The sequence below is a fragment of the Mycobacterium sp. genome (assembly GCF_050701515.1).
Lineage (GTDB): Bacteria > Actinomycetota > Actinomycetes > Mycobacteriales > Mycobacteriaceae > Mycobacterium.
In genome coordinates this window covers 1-18,393 of sequence record NZ_JBOGDB010000308.1, presented here as the reverse complement: position 1 = coordinate 18,393, position 18,393 = coordinate 1, and the positions used below count along the sequence as shown (strand labels likewise).

At 66.4% G+C, this 18,393-nt stretch carries 18 protein-coding genes and 1 pseudogene; 10 read left to right on the top strand and 9 right to left on the bottom strand.

Annotation, left to right across the window (positions count from 1 at the left end; all coding sequences use genetic code 11):
- Positions 1-42 precede the first annotated feature (42 nt).
- Positions 43-1,215 carry a hypothetical protein gene (locus tag ACRDU5_RS22460; RefSeq protein WP_526617219.1) on the top strand — a complete coding sequence of 391 codons (1,173 nt, stop codon included), beginning with the start codon at positions 43-45 and terminating at the stop codon, positions 1,213-1,215.
- A 194-nt stretch (positions 1,216-1,409) separates the two neighbouring features.
- Here ACRDU5_RS22460 and arc read toward each other — a convergent pair whose 3' ends face one another.
- Positions 1,410-3,230: a proteasome ATPase gene (gene arc / locus ACRDU5_RS22455; protein WP_526617194.1), complete on the bottom strand. Its 1,821-nt coding sequence runs from the start codon at positions 3,228-3,230 to the stop codon at positions 1,410-1,412.
- A 191-nt stretch (positions 3,231-3,421) separates the two neighbouring features.
- Here arc and ACRDU5_RS22450 point away from each other — a divergent pair, with 191 nt between their 5' ends.
- The 3 genes from ACRDU5_RS22450 to ACRDU5_RS22440 are packed head-to-tail and all read left to right on the top strand — an operon-like array spanning position 3,422 to position 4,657.
- Entirely contained in the window at positions 3,422-3,808 is a 387-nt protein-coding gene (locus ACRDU5_RS22450; protein WP_526617193.1) for an MTB12 C-terminal domain-containing protein, read from the top strand.
- A complete protein-coding gene (gene lppK, locus ACRDU5_RS22445; protein ID WP_526617218.1) occupies positions 3,805-4,350 on the top strand; it encodes a lipoprotein LppK in 546 nt (181 codons plus the stop codon). The genes ACRDU5_RS22450 and lppK overlap by 4 nt, the downstream gene beginning before the upstream one ends.
- A 10-nt stretch (positions 4,351-4,360) precedes the next feature.
- On the top strand, positions 4,361-4,657 hold the full coding sequence (locus ACRDU5_RS22440) for a DUF503 domain-containing protein (protein WP_526617192.1): 297 nt from the start codon (positions 4,361-4,363) through the stop codon (positions 4,655-4,657).
- Here ACRDU5_RS22440 and ACRDU5_RS22435 read toward each other — a convergent pair.
- On the bottom strand, positions 4,654-5,490 hold the full coding sequence (locus ACRDU5_RS22435; RefSeq protein WP_526617191.1) for a class I SAM-dependent methyltransferase: 837 nt from the start codon (positions 5,488-5,490) through the stop codon (positions 4,654-4,656). The genes ACRDU5_RS22440 and ACRDU5_RS22435 overlap by 4 nt on opposite strands.
- A 73-nt stretch (positions 5,491-5,563) precedes the next feature.
- On the opposite strand from ACRDU5_RS22435, the gene ACRDU5_RS22430 reads away from it, so the two are divergent.
- From ACRDU5_RS22430 to ACRDU5_RS22415, 4 genes are read left to right on the top strand one after another with little or no spacing between them, the layout of a single operon-like run.
- Complete coding sequence (locus ACRDU5_RS22430; protein WP_526617190.1) at positions 5,564-6,451, top strand: RecB family exonuclease; 888 nt, start codon at positions 5,564-5,566, stop codon at positions 6,449-6,451.
- On the top strand, positions 6,448-7,245 hold the full coding sequence (locus ACRDU5_RS22425; protein ID WP_526617189.1) for an acyl-CoA thioesterase domain-containing protein: 798 nt from the start codon (positions 6,448-6,450) through the stop codon (positions 7,243-7,245). Before ACRDU5_RS22430 ends, ACRDU5_RS22425 begins: the two co-directional genes overlap by 4 nt.
- Positions 7,242-7,754, top strand: coding sequence for a DinB family protein (locus tag ACRDU5_RS22420; RefSeq protein WP_526617188.1), 513 nt, complete (start codon positions 7,242-7,244; stop codon positions 7,752-7,754). Before ACRDU5_RS22425 ends, ACRDU5_RS22420 begins: the two co-directional genes overlap by 4 nt.
- 45 nt (positions 7,755-7,799) lie before the next feature.
- Positions 7,800-8,090: an ArsR/SmtB family transcription factor gene (locus ACRDU5_RS22415; protein WP_526617187.1), complete on the top strand. Its 291-nt coding sequence runs from the start codon at positions 7,800-7,802 to the stop codon at positions 8,088-8,090.
- Positions 8,091-8,117: 27 nt separating this feature from the next.
- Here ACRDU5_RS22415 and ACRDU5_RS22410 read toward each other — a convergent pair whose 3' ends face one another.
- The 6 genes and pseudogenes from ACRDU5_RS22410 to ACRDU5_RS22385 form a co-directional block, all read right to left on the bottom strand.
- On the bottom strand, positions 8,118-9,497 hold the full coding sequence (locus ACRDU5_RS22410) for an FAD-containing oxidoreductase (protein WP_526617186.1): 1,380 nt from the start codon (positions 9,495-9,497) through the stop codon (positions 8,118-8,120).
- Complete coding sequence (locus ACRDU5_RS22405; RefSeq protein ID WP_526617185.1) at positions 9,498-9,998, bottom strand: DUF4126 family protein; 501 nt, start codon at positions 9,996-9,998, stop codon at positions 9,498-9,500. It lies immediately after the preceding gene.
- 68 nt (positions 9,999-10,066) lie between these two features.
- Positions 10,067-10,927, bottom strand: coding sequence for an ATP phosphoribosyltransferase (gene hisG, locus ACRDU5_RS22400; protein ID WP_526617217.1), 861 nt, complete (start codon positions 10,925-10,927; stop codon positions 10,067-10,069).
- Positions 10,928-10,932: 5 nt separating this feature from the next.
- Positions 10,933-11,214, bottom strand: a complete 282-nt coding sequence (locus tag ACRDU5_RS22395; protein ID WP_526617184.1) for a phosphoribosyl-ATP diphosphatase — start codon at positions 11,212-11,214, stop codon at positions 10,933-10,935.
- 16 nt (positions 11,215-11,230) lie between these two features.
- Positions 11,231-12,715 carry a sugar porter family MFS transporter gene (locus tag ACRDU5_RS22390; RefSeq protein WP_526617183.1) on the bottom strand — a complete coding sequence of 495 codons (1,485 nt, stop codon included), beginning with the start codon at positions 12,713-12,715 and terminating at the stop codon, positions 11,231-11,233.
- A 143-nt stretch (positions 12,716-12,858) separates the two neighbouring features.
- Positions 12,859-13,183, bottom strand: a pseudogene (locus ACRDU5_RS22385) (HAD family hydrolase); the annotation flags it as partial.
- Between the two features lie 39 nt (positions 13,184-13,222).
- On the opposite strand from ACRDU5_RS22385, the gene ACRDU5_RS22380 reads away from it, so the two are divergent.
- Positions 13,223-14,026 (top strand): NAD(P)H-binding protein, encoded by an 804-nt coding sequence (locus ACRDU5_RS22380; protein ID WP_526617182.1) that lies wholly within the window; start codon positions 13,223-13,225, stop codon positions 14,024-14,026.
- 1 nt (position 14,027) lies between these two features.
- On the opposite strand, the gene metH is transcribed toward ACRDU5_RS22380, so the two are convergent.
- Complete coding sequence (gene metH / locus ACRDU5_RS22375; protein ID WP_526617181.1) at positions 14,028-17,603, bottom strand: methionine synthase; 3,576 nt, start codon at positions 17,601-17,603, stop codon at positions 14,028-14,030.
- An 80-nt stretch (positions 17,604-17,683) separates the two neighbouring features.
- Here metH and ACRDU5_RS22370 point away from each other — a divergent pair.
- On the top strand, positions 17,684-18,393 hold a 710-nt coding region (locus tag ACRDU5_RS22370; RefSeq protein WP_526617180.1), incomplete at its 3' end, for a PAC2 family protein.

Sequence of the window (18,393 nt, the reverse complement as noted above, 5' to 3'; positions counted from 1 at the left end):
GCGGCCGTGCCATCACCGCAGGCCAACGCGATCTCGGGCACAATGTTTGCCGTGTCGGACATGCGGCAGGTGCACGAGTGGTTCCTGCATCGCGGGCTGCCGCTGGTGCTGACCCGCCGGGTGCGGTCTCGCGCCCTGATCGAGCGCTCGGCGCCGATGGTCAGCGGTGTCGGCGCCGCCATCGCGTTGACGATGATGCTGGCCGAGCTCACCGACGGCGATCCCGACTTCGGCTACGTGATACGACTCGGGGTGCTCAGCCTGTTGCTGATTGCCGCTCCGTTCGCGCTGTATCTGCTGCACCGGTCCGGCACTTCGCTGGGCGAGGCCGGTCGGCGATCGGCGGCACTGCTGGTGATGGCGTTCTTTGTGTTCGGACTTCCGTTCGCCGACAGTGGATTCTCCGGAATCGCCGCGGCCGAAACCCTCGTGTTCGCGATCATCGCGATACTGGCGATCTGGCTGACCTACCTGGGCTTCGGTTCGATCGCGTTGTGGGCGTTCCGGTTCGCCTGGATGCAGTTCGGCGCACTCGGCACGCTGATGAGCCGTGCATTCCCGCTGCTGATGCTGACCGTGGTGGTGTTCTTCACCGGCGAGCTGTGGCAACTGGCCGCCCGCATGACTCGGCAAAGACTTTGGCAGACAATCGGATTCCTGGCTCTGATCGCCGTCATCTTCATGGTCACCACGATCCGGGACGAGGTCCGCGCACTGCGGGAGGATCGCGCCGAGCAGGACGATCCCGCCAAGCTTGTCGAGGGCACACCGCTAGCCTCCGAAGACGGCCACCAGCCAGTACGCACGGCGCTGTCACTCGCGGAGCAGGCCAACGTCGTCGCGGTCATGGTGGTGTCCCAGGCGATCCAGGTGGTGTTCTTCACCGTTGGCCTGTTTGCATTCTTTCTCGCACTCGGCATCGTCGCCATTCCCGATGATGTGGCCGTGCTGTGGTCGTCGGAGGAGACCTGTCCGGTCGACCAACCGCCTTGTCCGGGAACCTGGTTCGGCATTCATGTGCCGGTGCCTCAGACCGCTGTGCACGTGTCGCTGTTCGTCGCCGTGCTGTCCGGTCTGTACTTCACCGTGAGCACCAGCGTCGACCCGCTGTACCGGGAGCGGTTCTTCGACCCGTTGATCTCCGACGTGGCGGTCAGCCTGGCCGGCCGGGATGTGTACCTGGCGATGGAGAACAGCCACGGCCGAAGGCCCTAGTTGTACTTCGTTTCCGCGAGCGTGCGTGTCTGCGGCCGACACGCCGCTTACTGGCCGCACTCTGCGCACGCTCGTCAAGGAGCGTCATCGCGGGCACCACGTCGTGGCAACGCTTGTGGTGTCACGAGCGTGCGCGTTCTCACAAAAGAACGCGGCGTGTTGCGCGCAAACACGCACGCTCGCGGGGCGCGGGCCTAGAGGTACTGGCCCAGGTTGGACTCGGTGTCGATGGCCCGCGACGCGCTCGACGACTTGCCGGTGACCAGCGTGCGGATGTAGACGATCCGCTCGCCCTTCTTGCCCGAGATCCGCGCCCAGTCATCGGGATTGGTGGTGTTGGGCAGGTCCTCGTTCTCGGCGAACTCGTCGACGATCGAGTCGAGCAGATGCTGGATGCGCAGACCGGGCTGCCCGGTCTCCAGCACCGACTTGATCGCGTTCTTCTTCGCGCGGTCGACGACGTTCTGGATCATCGCACCGGAGTTGAAGTCCTTGAAGTACATGACTTCCTTGTCACCGTTGGCGTAGGTGACCTCCAGGAACCGGTTGTCGTCGATTTCGGCATACATCCGGTCGACGACCTTCTCGATCATCGCCTTGATGCAGGCCGACCGGTCGCCGCCGAACTCGGCGATATCGTCGGCGTGCACCGGCAATGCCTCGGTCAGGTACTTGCTGTAAATGTCTTGCGCCGCTTCGGCATCGGGCCGCTCGATCTTGATCTTTACGTCCAGTCGGCCCGGCCGCAGAATCGCCGGGTCGATCATGTCCTCGCGATTGGACGCACCGATGACGATGACGTTCTCCAGCCCCTCGACGCCGTCGATCTCGGAAAGCAGCTGAGGCACCACCGTCGTCTCGACGTCGCTGCTCACACCGGTGCCGCGGGTCCGGAAGATCGAGTCCATCTCGTCGAAGAACACGATCACCGGGGTGCCCTCGGAGGCCTTCTCCCGCGCGCGCTGGAAGATCAGCCGGATGTGCCGCTCGGTCTCGCCGACGAACTTGTTCAGCAGTTCCGGGCCCTTGATGTTGAGGAAGTACGACTTGGCCTCGCGGGCGTCGTCGCCGCGCACCTCGGCCATCTTCTTCGCCAGCGAGTTGGCCACCGCCTTGGCGATCAGCGTCTTGCCGCAGCCGGGCGGCCCGTACAGCAGCACACCCTTGGGTGGCCGCAGCGAGTACTCCCGGTAGAGCTCCTTGTGCAGGAACGGCAACTCGACGGCGTCGCGGATCTGCTCGATCTGACGAGTCAGCCCGCCGATGTCGCCGTAGCTGACATCGGGCACCTCTTCCAGCACCAGGTCTTCGACCTCGGCCTTGGGGATCCGTTCGAACGCGTAGCCGGCCTTGGTGTCGACCAGCAGCGAGTCGCCGGGGCGCAGCTTGCGCGGCCGCTCGTCGTCCTCGAGCTCGTCGTCGTAGCCGTCGGGCAGATCCTCCGCTGCGACCAACGGCTCGGCCAGCCACACGATGCGCTCCTCGTCGGCGTGCCCGACCACCAGCGCGCGATGGCCGTCGGCCAGGATTTCGCGCAGCGTGGATATCTCGCCGACCGACTCGTAGTTGCCGGCCTCGACGAGGGTCAGCGCCTCGTTGAGGCGCACGGTCTGGCCCTTCCTCAGCGACTTCACGTCGATGTTGGGCGAGCAAGTCAGCCGCATTTTCCGGCCCGAGGTGAACACGTCGACGGTGTCGTCGTCGTGGCTGCCCAGCAGCACGCCGTAACCACTCGGCGGCTGACCGAGTCGGTCGACCTCCTCACGCAGCGCCAGCAGTTGCTGACGGGCCTCCTTGAGCGTTTCCATCAGCTTCGAGTTTCGGGCCGCCAGCGAGTCGATCCTCGCCTCCAATTGGTGCACATCACGGGCGCTGCGCAGGCCGCTCTGCGGGCCCACCGCGTTTTCCAGCTGCTCGCGCAAGACCGCGGCCTCCCGCCGCAGCTCTTCCAACTCGGCCGCGTCGTCGCTGGACATGGGTGTCTCGAAGGGTTCAGAACGCCCTGACTCACTCATGTTGCGCTCCTTTCCCGCACCGGAAGTTGGTGCGGTGGATAGTTCAACGCTACCGGCCATTTTGCGATTCTGTGCGCTCTGGAAATCCGACACACTGGCAACACTGTTAACCTCTACCCTGAGTCGGGTCGATCGAAAGGACAGCCGTGACCCTGAAAACCCTCGTAACCGGCGCCGCAGCTGCCACTGTGATGGCCGGTGCGGCGGTGGGTGTGACTTCCATTGCATCCCCCGCGATATCTGCCGCCGACGAATGCGCCGTCGACTCGGGCACGCTTCAAGGCGTGCTCGACGGCCTCGCTGCGCCGGGACCCTCCTTCCGTGCGAAGGGCGGTCTGGTCGAAGGCGGCGTCGGGATCATCGAAGGCCGGACCGCCGATCGCCTGTTGAAGAACGCCTACGCCACGGGCACCCTGCCGGTGGCGTTCAACGTTTCGCCGCCGGTGTGCGCCGGCAACACCGCGACATCGACCGTTTCGGCAGGTAGCAGCAGCCAGCAGATCACCTTTGTGAACGAAGGGGGCGCCTGGAAGCTGTCCCGCGGGTCGGCCACGACGGTACTGAGCGCATTCAGCTGATTTCGTCCACTGCACGACAGCGGCTAGCGGTGATGCCCTTCGCCGCTGTCGTGCTTTCGGGTGTCATCGGGCTGGCCGCCTGCAGCAGCAACCCGTCGCCGACACCATCGCCGTCCCCGACGGCCGCCGGCGCACCAACCGTGCCCGCGGCTCCGGTTTCCTCTCCCCTTCCGCCGCCGACCGCGCTGACCGACGTGCTCTATCGTCTCTCGGATCCCGCCGTGCCGGGTGCGGAGAAGGTCGCGCTCGTCGAGTACACGACCGCCGACGACGCCGCAGCGCTGGACCGGTTCGGCCGGGCACTGGCCGACGGCGGCGCCATGCCGTTGACGATCGAGGCCACCGACCTGAGGTGGTCGGAGGCCGAGCCGGGCAACGTGCTGGCCACCGTCACGGTCACCGCCGCCAACCAGCAGGCGGGCAACTTCACTTTTCCGATGGAATTCACCCCGATCCGCGACAGCTGGCAGCTGAACCGGAAGACCGCGGATCTATTGCTCGAATTGGGCCCGCCAGCTACCCCGGCCACGCCAACTCGCTGACGACCGCGCCATGTGGATCGGCTGGCTCGAGTTCGACCTGCTGCTCGGCGACGTGCACTCGCTCAAGCAGAAGCGCTCGGTGATCCGCCCGGTGATCGCGGAACTGCACCGCAGGTTCAGCGTCTCGGCGGCCGAGACCGGGTCGCAGCACCTGTACCGCCGGGCCGGCGTCGGCGTGGCTGTGGTGTCCGCCGACCGCCGTCATGTGGTGGACGTGCTCGACGCTGCCGAGCGCCTCGTCGCCGCCCGCCCGGAGCTGGAACTGCTCTCGGCGCGGCGCGGTCTGCGGCGCAGCACCGACGACTAAGTCTGCCGCTTGCGGCGCAGCGGCGTCGGGGTCACGGCGCCGGGAGCCAATCTCCTCGCGCTGATCAAGAACGCGGTATGGCCGCGCATGCTGTGCTGGGGTCGCACCGCCAGCCCGACGACGTTCCAACCCCGCCGCAGCGTTTCCCACGCCCGCGGCTCGGTCCAGCACTGCTGCTCACGCAGGGCCTCCACGGACCGCGACAGCTGGGTCACGGTCGCGACGTAGATCATCAGCACCCCGCCGGGCACCAGCGCGGTCGCGATGGTGTCCAACACCTCCCACGGGGCCAGCATGTCGAGCACCACGCGATCCACTTCCGGCCCGGCGTAGTCCGCGACGTCCGCGATGACCAACTCCCAATTGGCCGGACGCTCACCGAAGAAGGTCGCGACGTTGCGCGCCGCGTGGTCGGCGTGGTCGTCGCGCAACTCGTAGGACACCACCTGCCCATCGGGGCCGACGGCCCGCAGCAGCGAGCAGGTCAGCGCGCCGGAACCGGCACCTGCCTCCAGCACCCGAGCGCCGCCGAAGATGTCGCCCTCGTGCACGATCTGGGCGGCGTCCTTGGGGTAGATGACCTGCGCGCCGCGCGGCATCGACATCACGTAGTCGATGAGCAGTGGCCGCAGCGCCAGGAACAGATCGCCGTTGGTGGACTTGACCACACTGCCCTCCGGCAGCCCGATCACGGTGTCGTGGGCGATCGCGCCGCGGTGGGTGTGAAATTCTTCACCGGGAGCCAAAACCATCGTGTAGTGCCGGCCTTTCGCGTCGGTGAGCTGCACGCGATCACCAACGGCGAAGGGACCCGTCGACGATTTTCCTGGCACGCTGTTCAGCCTGCCAGCAGACGCGCCGGGACGGGTGCTCGGGGTTGTCGGGGGCCCGCCATAAGCTGCCCATATGAACGGCAGTGACGACCAAGAGGCCCCGGCACCGCGCCGCCCGGCCCTGTCGCCGTCACGGGCCAGCGACTTCAAGCAGTGCCCACTGCTGTATCGGTTCCGGGCGATCGACCGGTTGCCCGAGCCGCCGTCCACCGCGCAGCTGCGCGGATCGATCGTGCATGCCGCCCTCGAGCAGCTGTACGCCCTGCCCGCGGCGCAACGCGTGCCCGAGACCGCGATGTCACTGGTCGCGCCGGCGTGGGAACGGCTCCTCGCGGCCCAGCCCGAATTGGCCGCCGACATCGAGCCGGCGCTGCAGACCGAACTGCTCGAGGAGGCCCGCGCCCTGCTGTCCGGCTACTACCGGCTCGAGGACCCGACCAGGTTCGACCCGGAGAGCTGCGAACAGCGCGTCGAGGTCGAGCTCGCCGACGGCACGCTGCTGCGCGGGTTCGTCGACCGAATCGACGTCGCACCCACCGGTGAGGTGCGGGTCGTCGACTACAAAACCGGCAAGGCGCCGCCGGCGGCACGGGCCCTGGCCGAGTTCAAGGCGATGTTCCAAATGAAGTTCTACGCGGTGGCGCTGCTGCGGTCGCGGGGGGTGCTGCCGGCCCGGCTGCGGCTGCTGTATCTGGCCGACGGCCAGGTGCTGGACTACTCCCCCGATCTCGACGAGCTGCTGCGGTTCGAGAAGACCTTGATGGCCATCTGGCGGGCCATCCAATCCGCCGGGGCGACAGGCGATTTCCGCCCCCACCCGTCCAAGCTGTGCGACTGGTGTGCGCATCACGCGCACTGCCCGGTGTTCGGCGGAACCCCGCCGCCGTACCCCGGCTGGCCGGAGCGCCCCGCCGAAGGCGGCGATGACGCGGTGCTGTATTCGTCGGAGCCCGCTGCGTGATCGGCCCCCACTACCGTCGGCTAGCGGCCGACGGCCAGTACCAAGTGTTCGAATCCACCGACAACACCCGCAGCAACTGGGATCCCGACATCCAGCACGGCTCGCCGCCGCTGGCATTGCTGACCAGGCTGATCGAGGAACTCGCCGGTGACTCCGGGCGGCGCGTCGGCCGGCTGTCGTTGGACATCCTGGGCGCCATACCCGTTGCGCCGGTGCGGGTTCGGGCCTGGGTAGAACGTCCCGGCAGCCGCATTTCGATGATGGCCGCCGAAATGCTCGCCGCGCGTCCCGACGGCCCTGACCGCGCGGTCGCCCGCGTCACGGCGTGGCTGCTGGCCACCAGTGACACCGCCGACGCCGCGTCCGACCGCTATCCGCCGCTGGTGGAGGGCGAGGCGGACCCGATGCCGCACAGCTGGGAGGGCGCCACCGGCTACCTGGAGGCGATCAGCTGGCGCAGGCAGAAGTCACTCGACAACGGCGCGGCGGTGGTTTGGCTGAGTCCGCTCGGCCACCTGGTGGACGACGAGGAGATGACGGAGGTTCAGCGGCTGGCGTTGGTGGTCGACTGCGCCAACGGCGCGGGCGCGGCACTGGATCCCGAGCGGTTCATGTTCATGAACACCGACACCGTTGTGCACCTGCACCGGACACCGGTCGGCAATGACTTCGCGCTACGCGCCCGCGGGTCCATCGGACCCGACGGCATCGGCCTCACCACCGCCGAGATCTTCGACCGGCAAGGATTCATCGGAACCTGTGCCCAGACGCTGTTCGTCCAGCGGCGTCCATGACTGACGACCTCTTGTGGCAGTTTGACCTCGCCTGGGCGCTGGCCGACCTGCACTTGTCCGCGCTCACTGACGACGACTTTCTGTGGGAGCCCGCACCGTTGACGTGGACGGTACGGCCCGACGCCTCCGGTTTATGGCGGCCAGACTGGGCCGACACGGAACCCGATCCGGTGCCGGTGCCGACGATCGGTTGGCTCACCTGGCACATCCAATGGTGGTGGTCGGTGGCCATCGATCACCTTGCCGGCGTGACGCCCCGTGAACGCACGGACGTTGTGTGGCCAGGCAACGGCACCGTGAGCGTTGCACGGCTGCGGGAGTTGGCGGCGCAGTGGCGCGAGTTGCTGTCCAATCGGACCGCCGACGATCTAGCTGCGCCGTCGTCGTTTCCGTGGGACGCCGACGCAGGCCGCACCCTCGCGCACACCGCGTTGTGGGTGAACGTCGAGTTGACCAAGAACATCTCCGAAATCGGGCAGCTGCGCCTGCTCCATGCCAGCCTTCGTTAGCTATATCTACTTGCATCTATATAGATGTGATGAAATACTCGCGGCGTGGACGTCTTTGAAGCGGTCGCCGAGCCCAGCCGGCGCGCGCTGCTCGACGCCCTCACCGACGGCGAGCGCACGGCGGGTGAGTTGGTCGCGACCCTGTCCGGGCTGACCCAGCCCACGGTGTCACGGCACCTACGAGTGCTGCGCGAGGTCGGCTTGGTCGAGGTGCGCCCGGATGCCCAGCGCCGGATCTATGCGCTGCGCGCCGACGGCCTGGTTGAGATCGACGAGTGGATCGGCCGTTATCGCCGGTACTGGGCAGAACGCTATCGGGAGGTCGCCAACTCATGACGCCGCACAACGGATTTGACGGCTTGGCTACTCCAGCGGCTTCATCTCCTGCAGCAGGGTCGGCACCAGCTCACTGACGGTCGGATGGATATGCATCGTGCGGGAGATCGCGGTGTAGGGCTTCTTGGCCGTCATTATGTCGACGATCGCGTGGACAACCTCATCGCCACCGGTTCCCAGGATCGCCGCACCGAGGATCTCCTTGGTCTCGGCGTCGACCACCACCTGCATGAAGCCCTGGGTCTCCCCCTTCTCGACCGCCCGTCCGACCCGTGTCATGGGTCGTTTGCCCACCAACGCTTTTCGGCCAGACGTGCGTACCTGGCCGACCGTCATACCGGCCCGGCCCAGTGGCGGGTCGATGTACAGCGCGTAGGTGGGCACGCGGTCGGACAGCCGGCGCGGATCATTGTCGAGCAGATTGGCGGCCACGATCTCGTAGTCGTTGTATGAGGTGTGGGTGAATGCGCCGCGGCCGTTGCAGTCTCCCATCGCCCAGATGTGGTCGACGTTGGTCCGACACTCGTCATCGACGATGATGTTGCCCCGCTCATCGGTCTGTACACCCGCGTTTTCCAGGCCAAGGTCGTCGGTATTGGGCCGCCGTCCGATGGCCATCAGGAGGTGTGAGCCGGCGATTGAGGCCGCGCCCTCCCGGGGTATCACCTCGAAACCCTTGTCGCGCTTGCTAAATTGGATGTCCGTGGCGTCCAGTTCCACGGCGATGCCCTCGTTTTCGAGGATCTCCTTGATGGCCTCCGACACGTCCTCGTCCTCGCGGGATGCCAGGCGCGGTCCCTTCTCGATCACCGTGACGCGGGCGCCGAACCGCCGATACATCTGGGCGAACTCCAGCGCGATGTAGCTGCCGCCGATGATGACGAGATGTTCTGGCAGCGTGTCGAGTTCGAGGATGCCGACGTTGGTCATGTAGTCGATGTCGGACAGGCCCGGCATGTCGGGCACCACCGCCCGGCCACCGACGTTCAGGAAGATCCTGTCGGCCTCCAGGAGTTGGTCGTCAACCTGAATGGCATGCGGATCTTCGAAACGCGCGTGCCCGCGGATGAAGGTACAGCCGTCCATGCCCTGCAGCCAAGACTCGACGCCGTGCCGGTCGTCGAGCATGATCTTGTCCTTGCGTGCCTTGACTTTTCGCATGTCGACGGCGATGTCACCGGTGCCGACGCCGTAGTCCGCACCGCGGCGGGCCAGCTGAGCGGCATGCGCGCTGGCCACCAGCGTCTTGGTGGGGATGCAGCCGTAGTTCACACAGGTGCCGCCCACCAACTTGCGTTCGATCACCGCAACGGTCTGACCGGCGGCGGTCAACCGGTTAGCCAGTGGCGGCCCGGCCTGACCGGCGCCGACCACGATGGCGTCGAATTTTTGTGTTCCGGTCGGCATTCAGATGACCGACGCGAGCGCCACCACCGCAAATCCGCCGAGGACCGCGACGGCATCTTCGGTCAGCGCGACCGGCAGGTCGTACCCGTCGGTGGCCGCGGCGAGGCGCTTGCGGCCCTCGGCGCCAGCCAGCGTTCCCAGCACGGCGCCGATCCAGGCGGCCCCGACAGCGGCGATGATCTCCCACGCCGTCGGCTCGAAGATCGCACCGGTGGCGAGCACGGCGCCCGCGAAACCGCCGGTGGCCAGCCGGGCCGCGAACTGCATCGGCGTCCTGCGGCTCGGCGTCTTCGACAGCTTGTCGGTGATCAACTCCGCGACCGCGAGGATGGTGAGCACGGTGACCGTGATCGGGTGCGCCATCCACTCCGCCCACGTTCCGTCGAGGCTGATCCAGCCAATGGCGGCCGCCCATGCCACCACGGCGGGCGCGGTCAGCGCGCGCAATCCGGCGACGACACCGATCAGCGCAGCGAGCAGCAGAACACAAAAGAACGTCATGCGGACCTCCCGACCTGTGGAAACGACACCCGGACGCTAGCACGCAGAACGGCGCGAGACCGGCCGAATCAGAAGCGGCAGAACCTGATGTCGGAGGCCAGGATTGCCTTCGCCCCGATGCCGGAGAGTTCGTCCATGATCGCGTTGACGTCGCGACGTGGGACCAGCGCCCGCACCGCCACCCACGAGGGATCGGCCAGCGGGGCAATGGTGGGCGACTCCAATCCGGGCGTGACGGCGGTCGCGCGGTCGAGCAGGGTGCGCGGACAGTCGTAGTCCAGCATCAGGTACTGCTGGCCGAACACCACGCCCTGCACGCGCGCCACCAATTGGTCGCGGGTCACGGTATCGACGTCACCGGGGTCATCAGCATCAAGGCGTTCGATCAGGACGGCCTCCGAATCACACAGCGGCTCACCGAACGCCACCAAGTCGTGCAGTCCCAGCGTGCGGCCCGAGCCGACGACGTCGGCAATGGCGTCGGCCACGCCGAGCTGAACGGATATCTCCACCGCGCCGTCGAGCCGGATCACGGTGGCATCAATACCGCGCGCCGCCAGATCTTTTCGCACCAGGTTGGGGAACGCGGTGGCGATCCGCTTGCCGGCGAGGTCGCCGACGCTCCAGTCCCGGCCCGCGGGCGCGGCGTAGCGGAAAGTGGATGATCCGAAGCCCAGGGCCAGCCGCTCTCGGACCGGGGCATCGGATTCCGCCGCCAAATCCCGTCCGGTGATGCCGAAATCCAATTGTCCCGACCCGACATATATCGCAATGTCCTTGGGCCGCAGGAAGAAGAACTCGACGTCGTTGACCGGGTCGAGGACCGTGAGGTCCTTCGGGTCGGTGCGGCGGCGGTAGCCGGCCTCCGCGAGGATCTCGGCGGCCGGTTCGCTCAACGTGCCCTTGTTGGGTACGGCGACCCGCAATATGCCGTTCACAGCTTCTCGTACACGTCGTCGAGGGTGAGCCCGCGCGAGATCATCAGAACCTGCGTCCAATACAGCAACTGGCTGATCTCGGTGGCCAGCGCGTCGTCGCCGTCGTGCTCGGCGGCCAGCCACACCTCGCCGGCCTCCTCGAGGATCTTCTTGCCCAGCTCGTGCACGCCGCCGTCCAGCGCGGCGACCGTGCCGCTACCATCCGGGCGGGTGCGCGCTTTCTGGCTCAGTTCGGCGAACAGGGCGTCGAAGGTCTTCACGGCACGCGATTGTTTCACGCGAAGGCCGGGCCGGTCACGCGGGTTTTGCCGCGGCGCCGGATTTCTGGTGCCAGGCCTCGCGGTGCATGTCCTCCAGGTGCATGCCCTTGGTTTCCTCCACCCACCGCCAGACGAACAGCAACGACAGCACCGCGCACAGGGCATAGAACCCGTAGGCGGCGCCGAGCACGTCACGCAGCCCCGGGAACGTGGCGGTGATCAGACAGTTGGCCACCCACTGGGCTGCGGCGGCCAGACCCAGTGCGGCCGCGCGGATGCGGTTCGGGAACATCTCGCCCAACAGCACCCACACCACCGGGCCCCACGACATGCCGAACGCCACCACGAACAGGTTGGCCGCGATCAACGCGATCGGTCCGGACGCGCCGGCAAGGACCGGCTGCTCCTTGCCGTCCACCACCTCGCGGCCGGCGGTAGCGAAAATCACCGCCATGGTGCCCAGCGTGACCGCCATGCCGGTCGATCCGATCAGCAGCAGCGGCTTGCGGCCGATCTTGTCGATCAGAGCGATCGCGATCAGGGTGGTGACGATGTTGGTTATCGACGTGATCACGGTGATGACGAACGCCTGGCTCTCGCCGAAACCGACCGCCTCCCACAGCACAATGCTGTAGTAGAAGATCACGTTGATGCCGACGAACTGCTGGAACACCGAGAGACCGACACCGACCCAGACGATGCCGTAGAAACCGCCGGTCGGCTTTCTCAGATCCCGCCACGACGGTGGCTTCTCGGCCTTCAGCGATTCCTGGATACGTGTGATGGTCAGCTCCAGGTTCTTCTCACCGAGCAGCAGCGTCAGCACCCGACGTGCTTCCGGAACACGGTATGTGGCAACGAGATAACGGGGTGACTCGGGAATCGTGTAGGCCAGAACGCCGTACACGATCGCCGGAACCGCCATCATGAAGAACATCCAGCGCCAGGCCTCCATGCCCAGCCACAGGTCCTCGCGCGACCCGCCGGCGAGTTCGGCCAGCAGATAGTCGACGGCCAGGGACAGGAAGATGCCAGACACGATCGCCAACTGCTGCAGCGAGCCCAGCCGCCCCCGGATACGCGGTGGTGATGTCTCGGCGATGTAGGCCGGCGCTATAACCGAAGCGACGCCGACGCCAATGCCGCCAACGACCCGGAACAACACGATTAGCCAGACACTGTTCGCCAGGCCAGTGCCGATCGCGCTGATCAGGAACAGCAACGCGGCGATCTTCATCACCGACAGCCGACCGATCTTATCGGCGAGGCGGCCAGCCGTCAGTGCCCCGACCGCCGCACCGATCAGCGCCGAGGCGACCGCGACGCCCACGGTGAAGTCACCGATATTGAAGTGATCCTGAATCGCCGATACCGCGCCATTGATCACCGCGCTGTCGTAGCCGAACAGCAATCCGCCGAGAGCCGCTACCGACGCGATCCGGACCACACGACCGGCGTGCTCGGTTTCTTCGTAGTCCACATCAGAAGGGGAACCATCGACGGGTCCGTGACTGGCCATGTGACGACCTTTCGCAGCAATGCGTGATGGACGTCACATTCAATCACAAACCCAAGGTCAAGCGGTGCGTTCTTCGAACTGCGAATTCAGTTGCCATGAACGACACGCAGACCGGCGACATCGAGTTCGGCCAGCGAAGAAAAAAGGTAAGGATCCGGTGCGGGTTTGCCCAATGGCACCTCGTCACCGCAGACGGTAGCCGAAAAGTAGTGGCGGCCAATACTGTTCAGTACATGATCGGTCAGGCCGCGCCGCGTATTGGTGACCAGCGCCATCGGAGTGCCCTGGGCGGCAAGCGCTTCCAACAACTCCTTCGCGGCCTCGCAGCACGGCAAACCCCCGTCGAACAGTTCTGCGGTGTAGTCGTGCAGCCAGCGGTCCGACTCGGCCATCGCTCGCGGGTCGTGTTCCAGACAATTTCTCGGAGTCGACGAGGGTGCCGTCCATGTCCCAGAGCACCGCTCGCACGCGGCGATTCTGTCATGAGGACGACGTAGCGTGGAAATCATGACCATTCTTGTGACCGGCGCCACCGGGAACATTGGCCGCCGCATCGTCGATCACCTGATCGACCTCGGCGCCAACGACATCCGTGCGTTGACCACCAACCCCGCGAAGGCGAGGCTGCCCGGCGGTGTAACGGCGATAACCGGTTACCTCGGTAATCCGGACTCGCTGCCGGATGCGCTGGAGGGTGTCCAACGGATCTACCTGGCGCCGTTGCCGGACACGCTGGACGTGACGCTCGACCTGGTGAAGACCGCCAACGTGGGCTACGTGGTGGCCTTGTCCGGCGCCGGTGACTGGCAGGAGCATGCCGACAAAATCACCGCGTCCGGGCTCGTCAACACGCAACTCGGACCGGGCGAGTTCACCGACAACTTCACCATCTGGGCCGAACAGATCAAGGCCACCCGCACCGTCCGCGATCCGTATCCGTCGGTGGTGGAGGCGCCGATCTCGATGGACGACATCGCCCGCGTCGCCGCGACGCTACTGGTCGAGGCCGACCAGCAGCACTACGGCGAGACGTACCCGATCACCGGCCCGCAGTCGCTAACGCGCGCCGAAATCGCCGAGCAGCTCGGCGCAGGGATCGGCGTCGATGTCGGCTTCGAAGAGTGCAGCCGGGCCGAGGCCGAGGCGGCCTTGCGGCCAGCCATGGGCGAGTACGCACGCTGGTATCTCGATGAGATCGCAACCGGCGTCGATGCGCCGCAGCATGCCAACCAGCTGGTCGCCGACCTGACAGGCACCCCCGCGCAATCGGTGGCGCAATGGGCTGCCGCGAACGCCGCCCTGTTCCGCTGACCTACGTGTTGAAGTACTTGGCCTCGGGGTGGTGCAGCACGAACGCGTCGGTGGACTGCTCGGGGTGTAGCTGCAGCTCCTCGGACAGCATCACGCCGATGCGGCCCGGATCGAGCAGTTCCATCATCTTGGCCCGGTCATCGAGGTTCGGGCAGGCGCCGTAGCCGAATGAGAAGCGCGCACCGCGGTAACCCAACTTGAAGTAGTCCTGCACCGAATCGGGGTCCTCGGCGGCCATCGCGTGATCGGGGAACTTCAGTTCCTCGCGCACCCGCCGGTGCCAGTACTCGGCGAGCGCCTCCGTCAGCTGCACCCCGATGCCGTGCACCTCGAGGTAGTCGCGGTAGGAATCCGAGGCGAACAGCTCGTTGGCGAAGTCGGCGATCGGCTGGCCCATCGTCACCAATTGGAACGGCAGCACATCGACCTGACCGAGTTCGGCGGCTCGGTCGCGGGACCGGATGAAGTCGGCGACGCACAGGAACCGGCTCCGCTGCTGGCGCGGGAAGGTGAACCGGAAGCGTTCCGGTGCTCCGGGTGTGGGCTCGGCCAGCACGATCACGTCGTCCCCCTCGGACACCGCCGGAAAGTACCCGTACACCACCGCGGCATGCGCGAGGATGCCGTCGGTGGACAGCCGATCCAGCCAATAGCGCAGCCGCGGACGGCCCTCACTCTCGACGAGTTCTTCGTATGACGGGCCTTCGCCGCCGCGCGCGCCGCGTAACCCCCACTGCCCGAGGAACAACGCGCGCTCGTCGAGCAGACCCGTGTAGTCGGCGACCGCGATGCCCTTGACCACTCGGGTACCCCAGAACGGCGGGACGGGCACGTCAACGTCGGCAGCGACGTCGGATCGCGCTGGCACCTCGACCGGGGTCTCGGCCGCTTTGCGCTCGGCCGCAATGCGTTTCGACCGCTCGTGCCGGGCCTTGCGCTCGGCTTCCTTCTCCCGCGCGGCGATCGCCTCCGGACTGTCGGTGTCGGGCGCCTCACCACGCTTGACGCTCATGATGGTGTCCATCAGCCGCAGGCCCTCGAACGCGTCGCGGGCGTAATGGACCTCGCCTTCGTAGACCTCGGCGAGATCGTTCTCCACATAGCTGCGGGTGAGAGCGGCGCCGCCGAGCAGCACCGGGAACTTGTCGGACACCCCGCGGGTGTTCATTTCCTCGAGGTTTTCCTTCATCACGACGGTCGACTTCACCAACAGCCCCGACATTCCGACCACGTCGGCGCTCTTGTCCTGCGCCACCTCGAGGATGGTGTTAATCGGCTGCTTGATGCCGATATTTACGACCTCATATCCGTTGTTGGTCAGGATGATGTCGACGAGATTCTTGCCGATGTCGTGCACGTCGCCCTTGACCGTGGCCAGCACAATGCGGCCCTTACCCGCGTCGTCGTCGGAGCGCTCCATGTGCGGTTCCAGGTACGCCACAGCGGCTTTCATCACCTCGGCGGACTGCAGCACGAACGGCAGCTGCATCTGCCCCGAGCCGAACAGCTCACCGACGGTCTTCATGCCGGCCAGCAGATTCTCGTTGATGATGGCAAGCGGCGGCTTTTCGGTCATCGCCTCGTCGAGGTCGGCATTCAGCCCGTTGCGTTCGCCGTCGACGATGCGCTGGGCCAGCCGTTCCAGCAGCGGCAGCTTCGCCAGCTCCGCGGCGCGTGATTCCTTCGAGGAGGCAGCAGAAACGCCTTCGAACGACTGCATCAGTTCCTGCAGCGGGTCGTAGCCCTCGCGGCGGCGGTCGTAGACAAGATCCAGTGCGACTTCGCGTTGCTTCTCGTCGATCCGGTTGATCGGCAGGATCTTGGACGCGTGCACAATCGCCGAGTCCAGACCCGCCTCCTGGCATTCGTGCAGGAACACGGAGTTGAGCACTTGGCGCGCAGCCGGATTCAGCCCGAACGAGATGTTCGACAAGCCCAGCGTGGTCTGCACGTCGGGGTGCTTCTGCTTGAGCAGCCGGATGGCCTCGATGGTTTCGATGCCGTCGCGCCGCGACTCCTCCTGACCGGTGCAGATGGTGAACGTCAAGGTGTCGATGAGGATGGAGGATTCGTCAACTCCCCAGTTTTCGGTGATGTCGGCGATGAGCCGCTCGGCGATCTCCACCTTCTTGTCGGCGGTGCGCGCCTGGCCCTCCTCGTCGATGGTGAGTGCCACCACCGCGGCGCCGTGTTCGGCGACGAGCTCCATGGTCTTGGTGAAGCGGGACTCCGGCCCGTCACCGTCCTCGTAGTTCACCGAGTTGATCGCGCACCGGCCGCCTAAATGCTCCAAACCGGCTCGCAACACCGGGGTTTCGGTCGAGTCCAGCATGATCGGCAGGGTCGACGCCGTCGCCAGCCGACTGGCCAGCGCCGTCATGTCGGCGACCCCGTCACGGCCGACGTAGTCGACGCACAGGTCGAGCAGGTGCGCGCCGTCGCGGGTCTGGTCCTTGGCGATGTCCAGGCACTTCTGGTAGTCCTCGGCGATCATGGCCTCGCGGAAAGCCTTGGAGCCGTTGGCATTCGTCCGCTCGCCGATCATCAGCACCGACGCGTCCTGGTGGAACGGCGTCGACGAGTACAGCGACGCCACGGCGGGCTCGAAGGTGATGTGGCGCTCGGCGCGCTGGGATTGCTTGACGGCCTCGGCGACGCGGCGGATGTGCTCGGGCGTGGTGCCGCAGCAGCCGCCGACCAGCGACAGGCTGTAATCGGACACGAAGCCCGATAGCGCCTCGGCGAGTTCGTCTGGGGTAAGCGGATATTCGGCGCCGTTGGCCCCCAACACCGGCAGGCCAGCATTGGGCATGACCGATACCGGCGTCCGTGCGTGTTGCGACAGGTAGCGCAGGTGCTCGCTCATCTCGGCGGGCCCGGTTGCGCAGTTCAGCCCGATCATGTCGACGCCGAGGGGTTCGACGGCGGTCAGCGCCGCACCGATCTCGCTGCCCAGCAACATGGTTCCGGTCGTTTCAACGGTGACGTGCGCGAAGACCGGAATGTGGCGCCCAAGTTGCGCCATTGCACGCCGCGACCCCAGCACCGCCGCCTTGAGTTGCAGCAGGTCCTGGCAGGTCTCGACGAGGATCGCGTCGGCGCCGCCATCCAGCATTCCGAGTGCGGCCTCCGTGTACGAGTCGCGGATCACCGCGTATTCGGTGTGCCCGAGGGTCGGCAGCTTGGTGCCCGGGCCCATCGACCCCAGTACATATCGCCGGCGGTCAGCGGTGCTCATCTCGTCGGCGACCCGGCGGGCGATGGTGGTGGCCTTCTCCGACAGTTCGCGGATCTTGTCGGCGATGTCGTAGTCACCAAGATTCGACAAATTGCAGCCGAAGGTGTTGGTCTCGACCGCGTCGGCGCCGGCCTCGAAGTAGTTGCGGTGGATCTGCTCGATGACGTCCGGGCGGGTCTCGTTGAGGATCTCGTTGCAGCCCTCGAGGTGGTTGAAGTCGTCGAGCGTCAGATCGGCCGCCTGCAACTGGGTGCCCATGGCGCCGTCGCCCACCATTACCCGCTGCGACAGGGCGTCGAGCAGGTCGGTGTCGTAGGTGCGGTCGTTGGGGGCAGTCACATAAACAGGGTAGTGGGTCTACCAAACCGGGCATTCGCCCAACGGCTTCACCGAACCCGAACAAGCCTTACGCTGGCGTAGTGACCCCGTCGGATGCGACCGGCCGCAAGCCCGCCGACCTGCCCGAACTCCGCGACACGATTGTGGTGGCGGCGTTCGAGGGCTGGAACGACGCCGGCGATGCGGCCAGCGACGCGCTGGAGCACCTGGACGCCATCTGGGAGGCCGAGCCCATCGTGGAGATCGACGACGAGGCCTATTACGACTATCAGGTCAACCGCCCGGTGATCCGTCAGGTCGACGGTGTCACCCGGGAGCTGGTGTGGCCGTCGATGCACATTTCGCACTGCCGTCCGTCGGGCTCGGATCGCGACGTCGTGCTGATGCACGGTGTCGAGCCGAACATGCGTTGGCGGACGTTCTGCGCGGAGTTGCTCGCCATCGCCGACAAGCTCAACGTCCAGACCGTCGTCATCCTGGGCGCGCTGCTGGCCGACACGCCGCACACCCGGCCGGTGCCGGTGTCGGGTGCCGCCTACTCCCCCGACTCGGCGCAGTTCTTCGGCCTGGAGGAGACCCGCTACGAGGGTCCGACCGGGATCGCGGGCGTGTTTCAGGACGCCTGCGTGGCCGCCGGCATCCCGGCGGTGACGTTCTGGGCGGCCGTCCCGCACTACGTCTCGCAGCCGCCCAACCCGAAGGCGACGGTGGCGCTGCTGCGCCGCGTCGAGGACGTCCTCGACATCGAGGTGCCGTTGGCCGACCTGCCCACCCAGGCCGAGGAGTGGGA

What these genes read in the sequence shown, in the direction of transcription:
- ACRDU5_RS22460 (WP_526617219.1), top strand. Translation starts at nt 43, where the DNA reads ATGTTTGCCGTGTCGGACATGCGGCAGGTGCACGAGTGGTTCCTGCAT.
- arc (WP_526617194.1), bottom strand. Translation starts at nt 3,230, where the DNA reads ATGAGTGAGTCAGGGCGTTCTGAACCCTTCGAGACACCCATGTCCAGC.
- ACRDU5_RS22450 (WP_526617193.1), top strand. Translation starts at nt 3,422, where the DNA reads ATGGCCGGTGCGGCGGTGGGTGTGACTTCCATTGCATCCCCCGCGATA.
- ACRDU5_RS22440 (WP_526617192.1), top strand. Translation starts at nt 4,361, where the DNA reads ATGTGGATCGGCTGGCTCGAGTTCGACCTGCTGCTCGGCGACGTGCAC.
- ACRDU5_RS22430 (WP_526617190.1), top strand. Translation starts at nt 5,564, where the DNA reads ATGAACGGCAGTGACGACCAAGAGGCCCCGGCACCGCGCCGCCCGGCC.
- ACRDU5_RS22420 (WP_526617188.1), top strand. Translation starts at nt 7,242, where the DNA reads ATGACTGACGACCTCTTGTGGCAGTTTGACCTCGCCTGGGCGCTGGCC.
- ACRDU5_RS22410 (WP_526617186.1), bottom strand. Translation starts at nt 9,497, where the DNA reads ATGCCGACCGGAACACAAAAATTCGACGCCATCGTGGTCGGCGCCGGT.
- ACRDU5_RS22405 (WP_526617185.1), bottom strand. Translation starts at nt 9,998, where the DNA reads ATGACGTTCTTTTGTGTTCTGCTGCTCGCTGCGCTGATCGGTGTCGTC.
- ACRDU5_RS22390 (WP_526617183.1), bottom strand. Translation starts at nt 12,715, where the DNA reads ATGGCCAGTCACGGACCCGTCGATGGTTCCCCTTCTGATGTGGACTAC.
- ACRDU5_RS22380 (WP_526617182.1), top strand. Translation starts at nt 13,223, where the DNA reads ATGACCATTCTTGTGACCGGCGCCACCGGGAACATTGGCCGCCGCATC.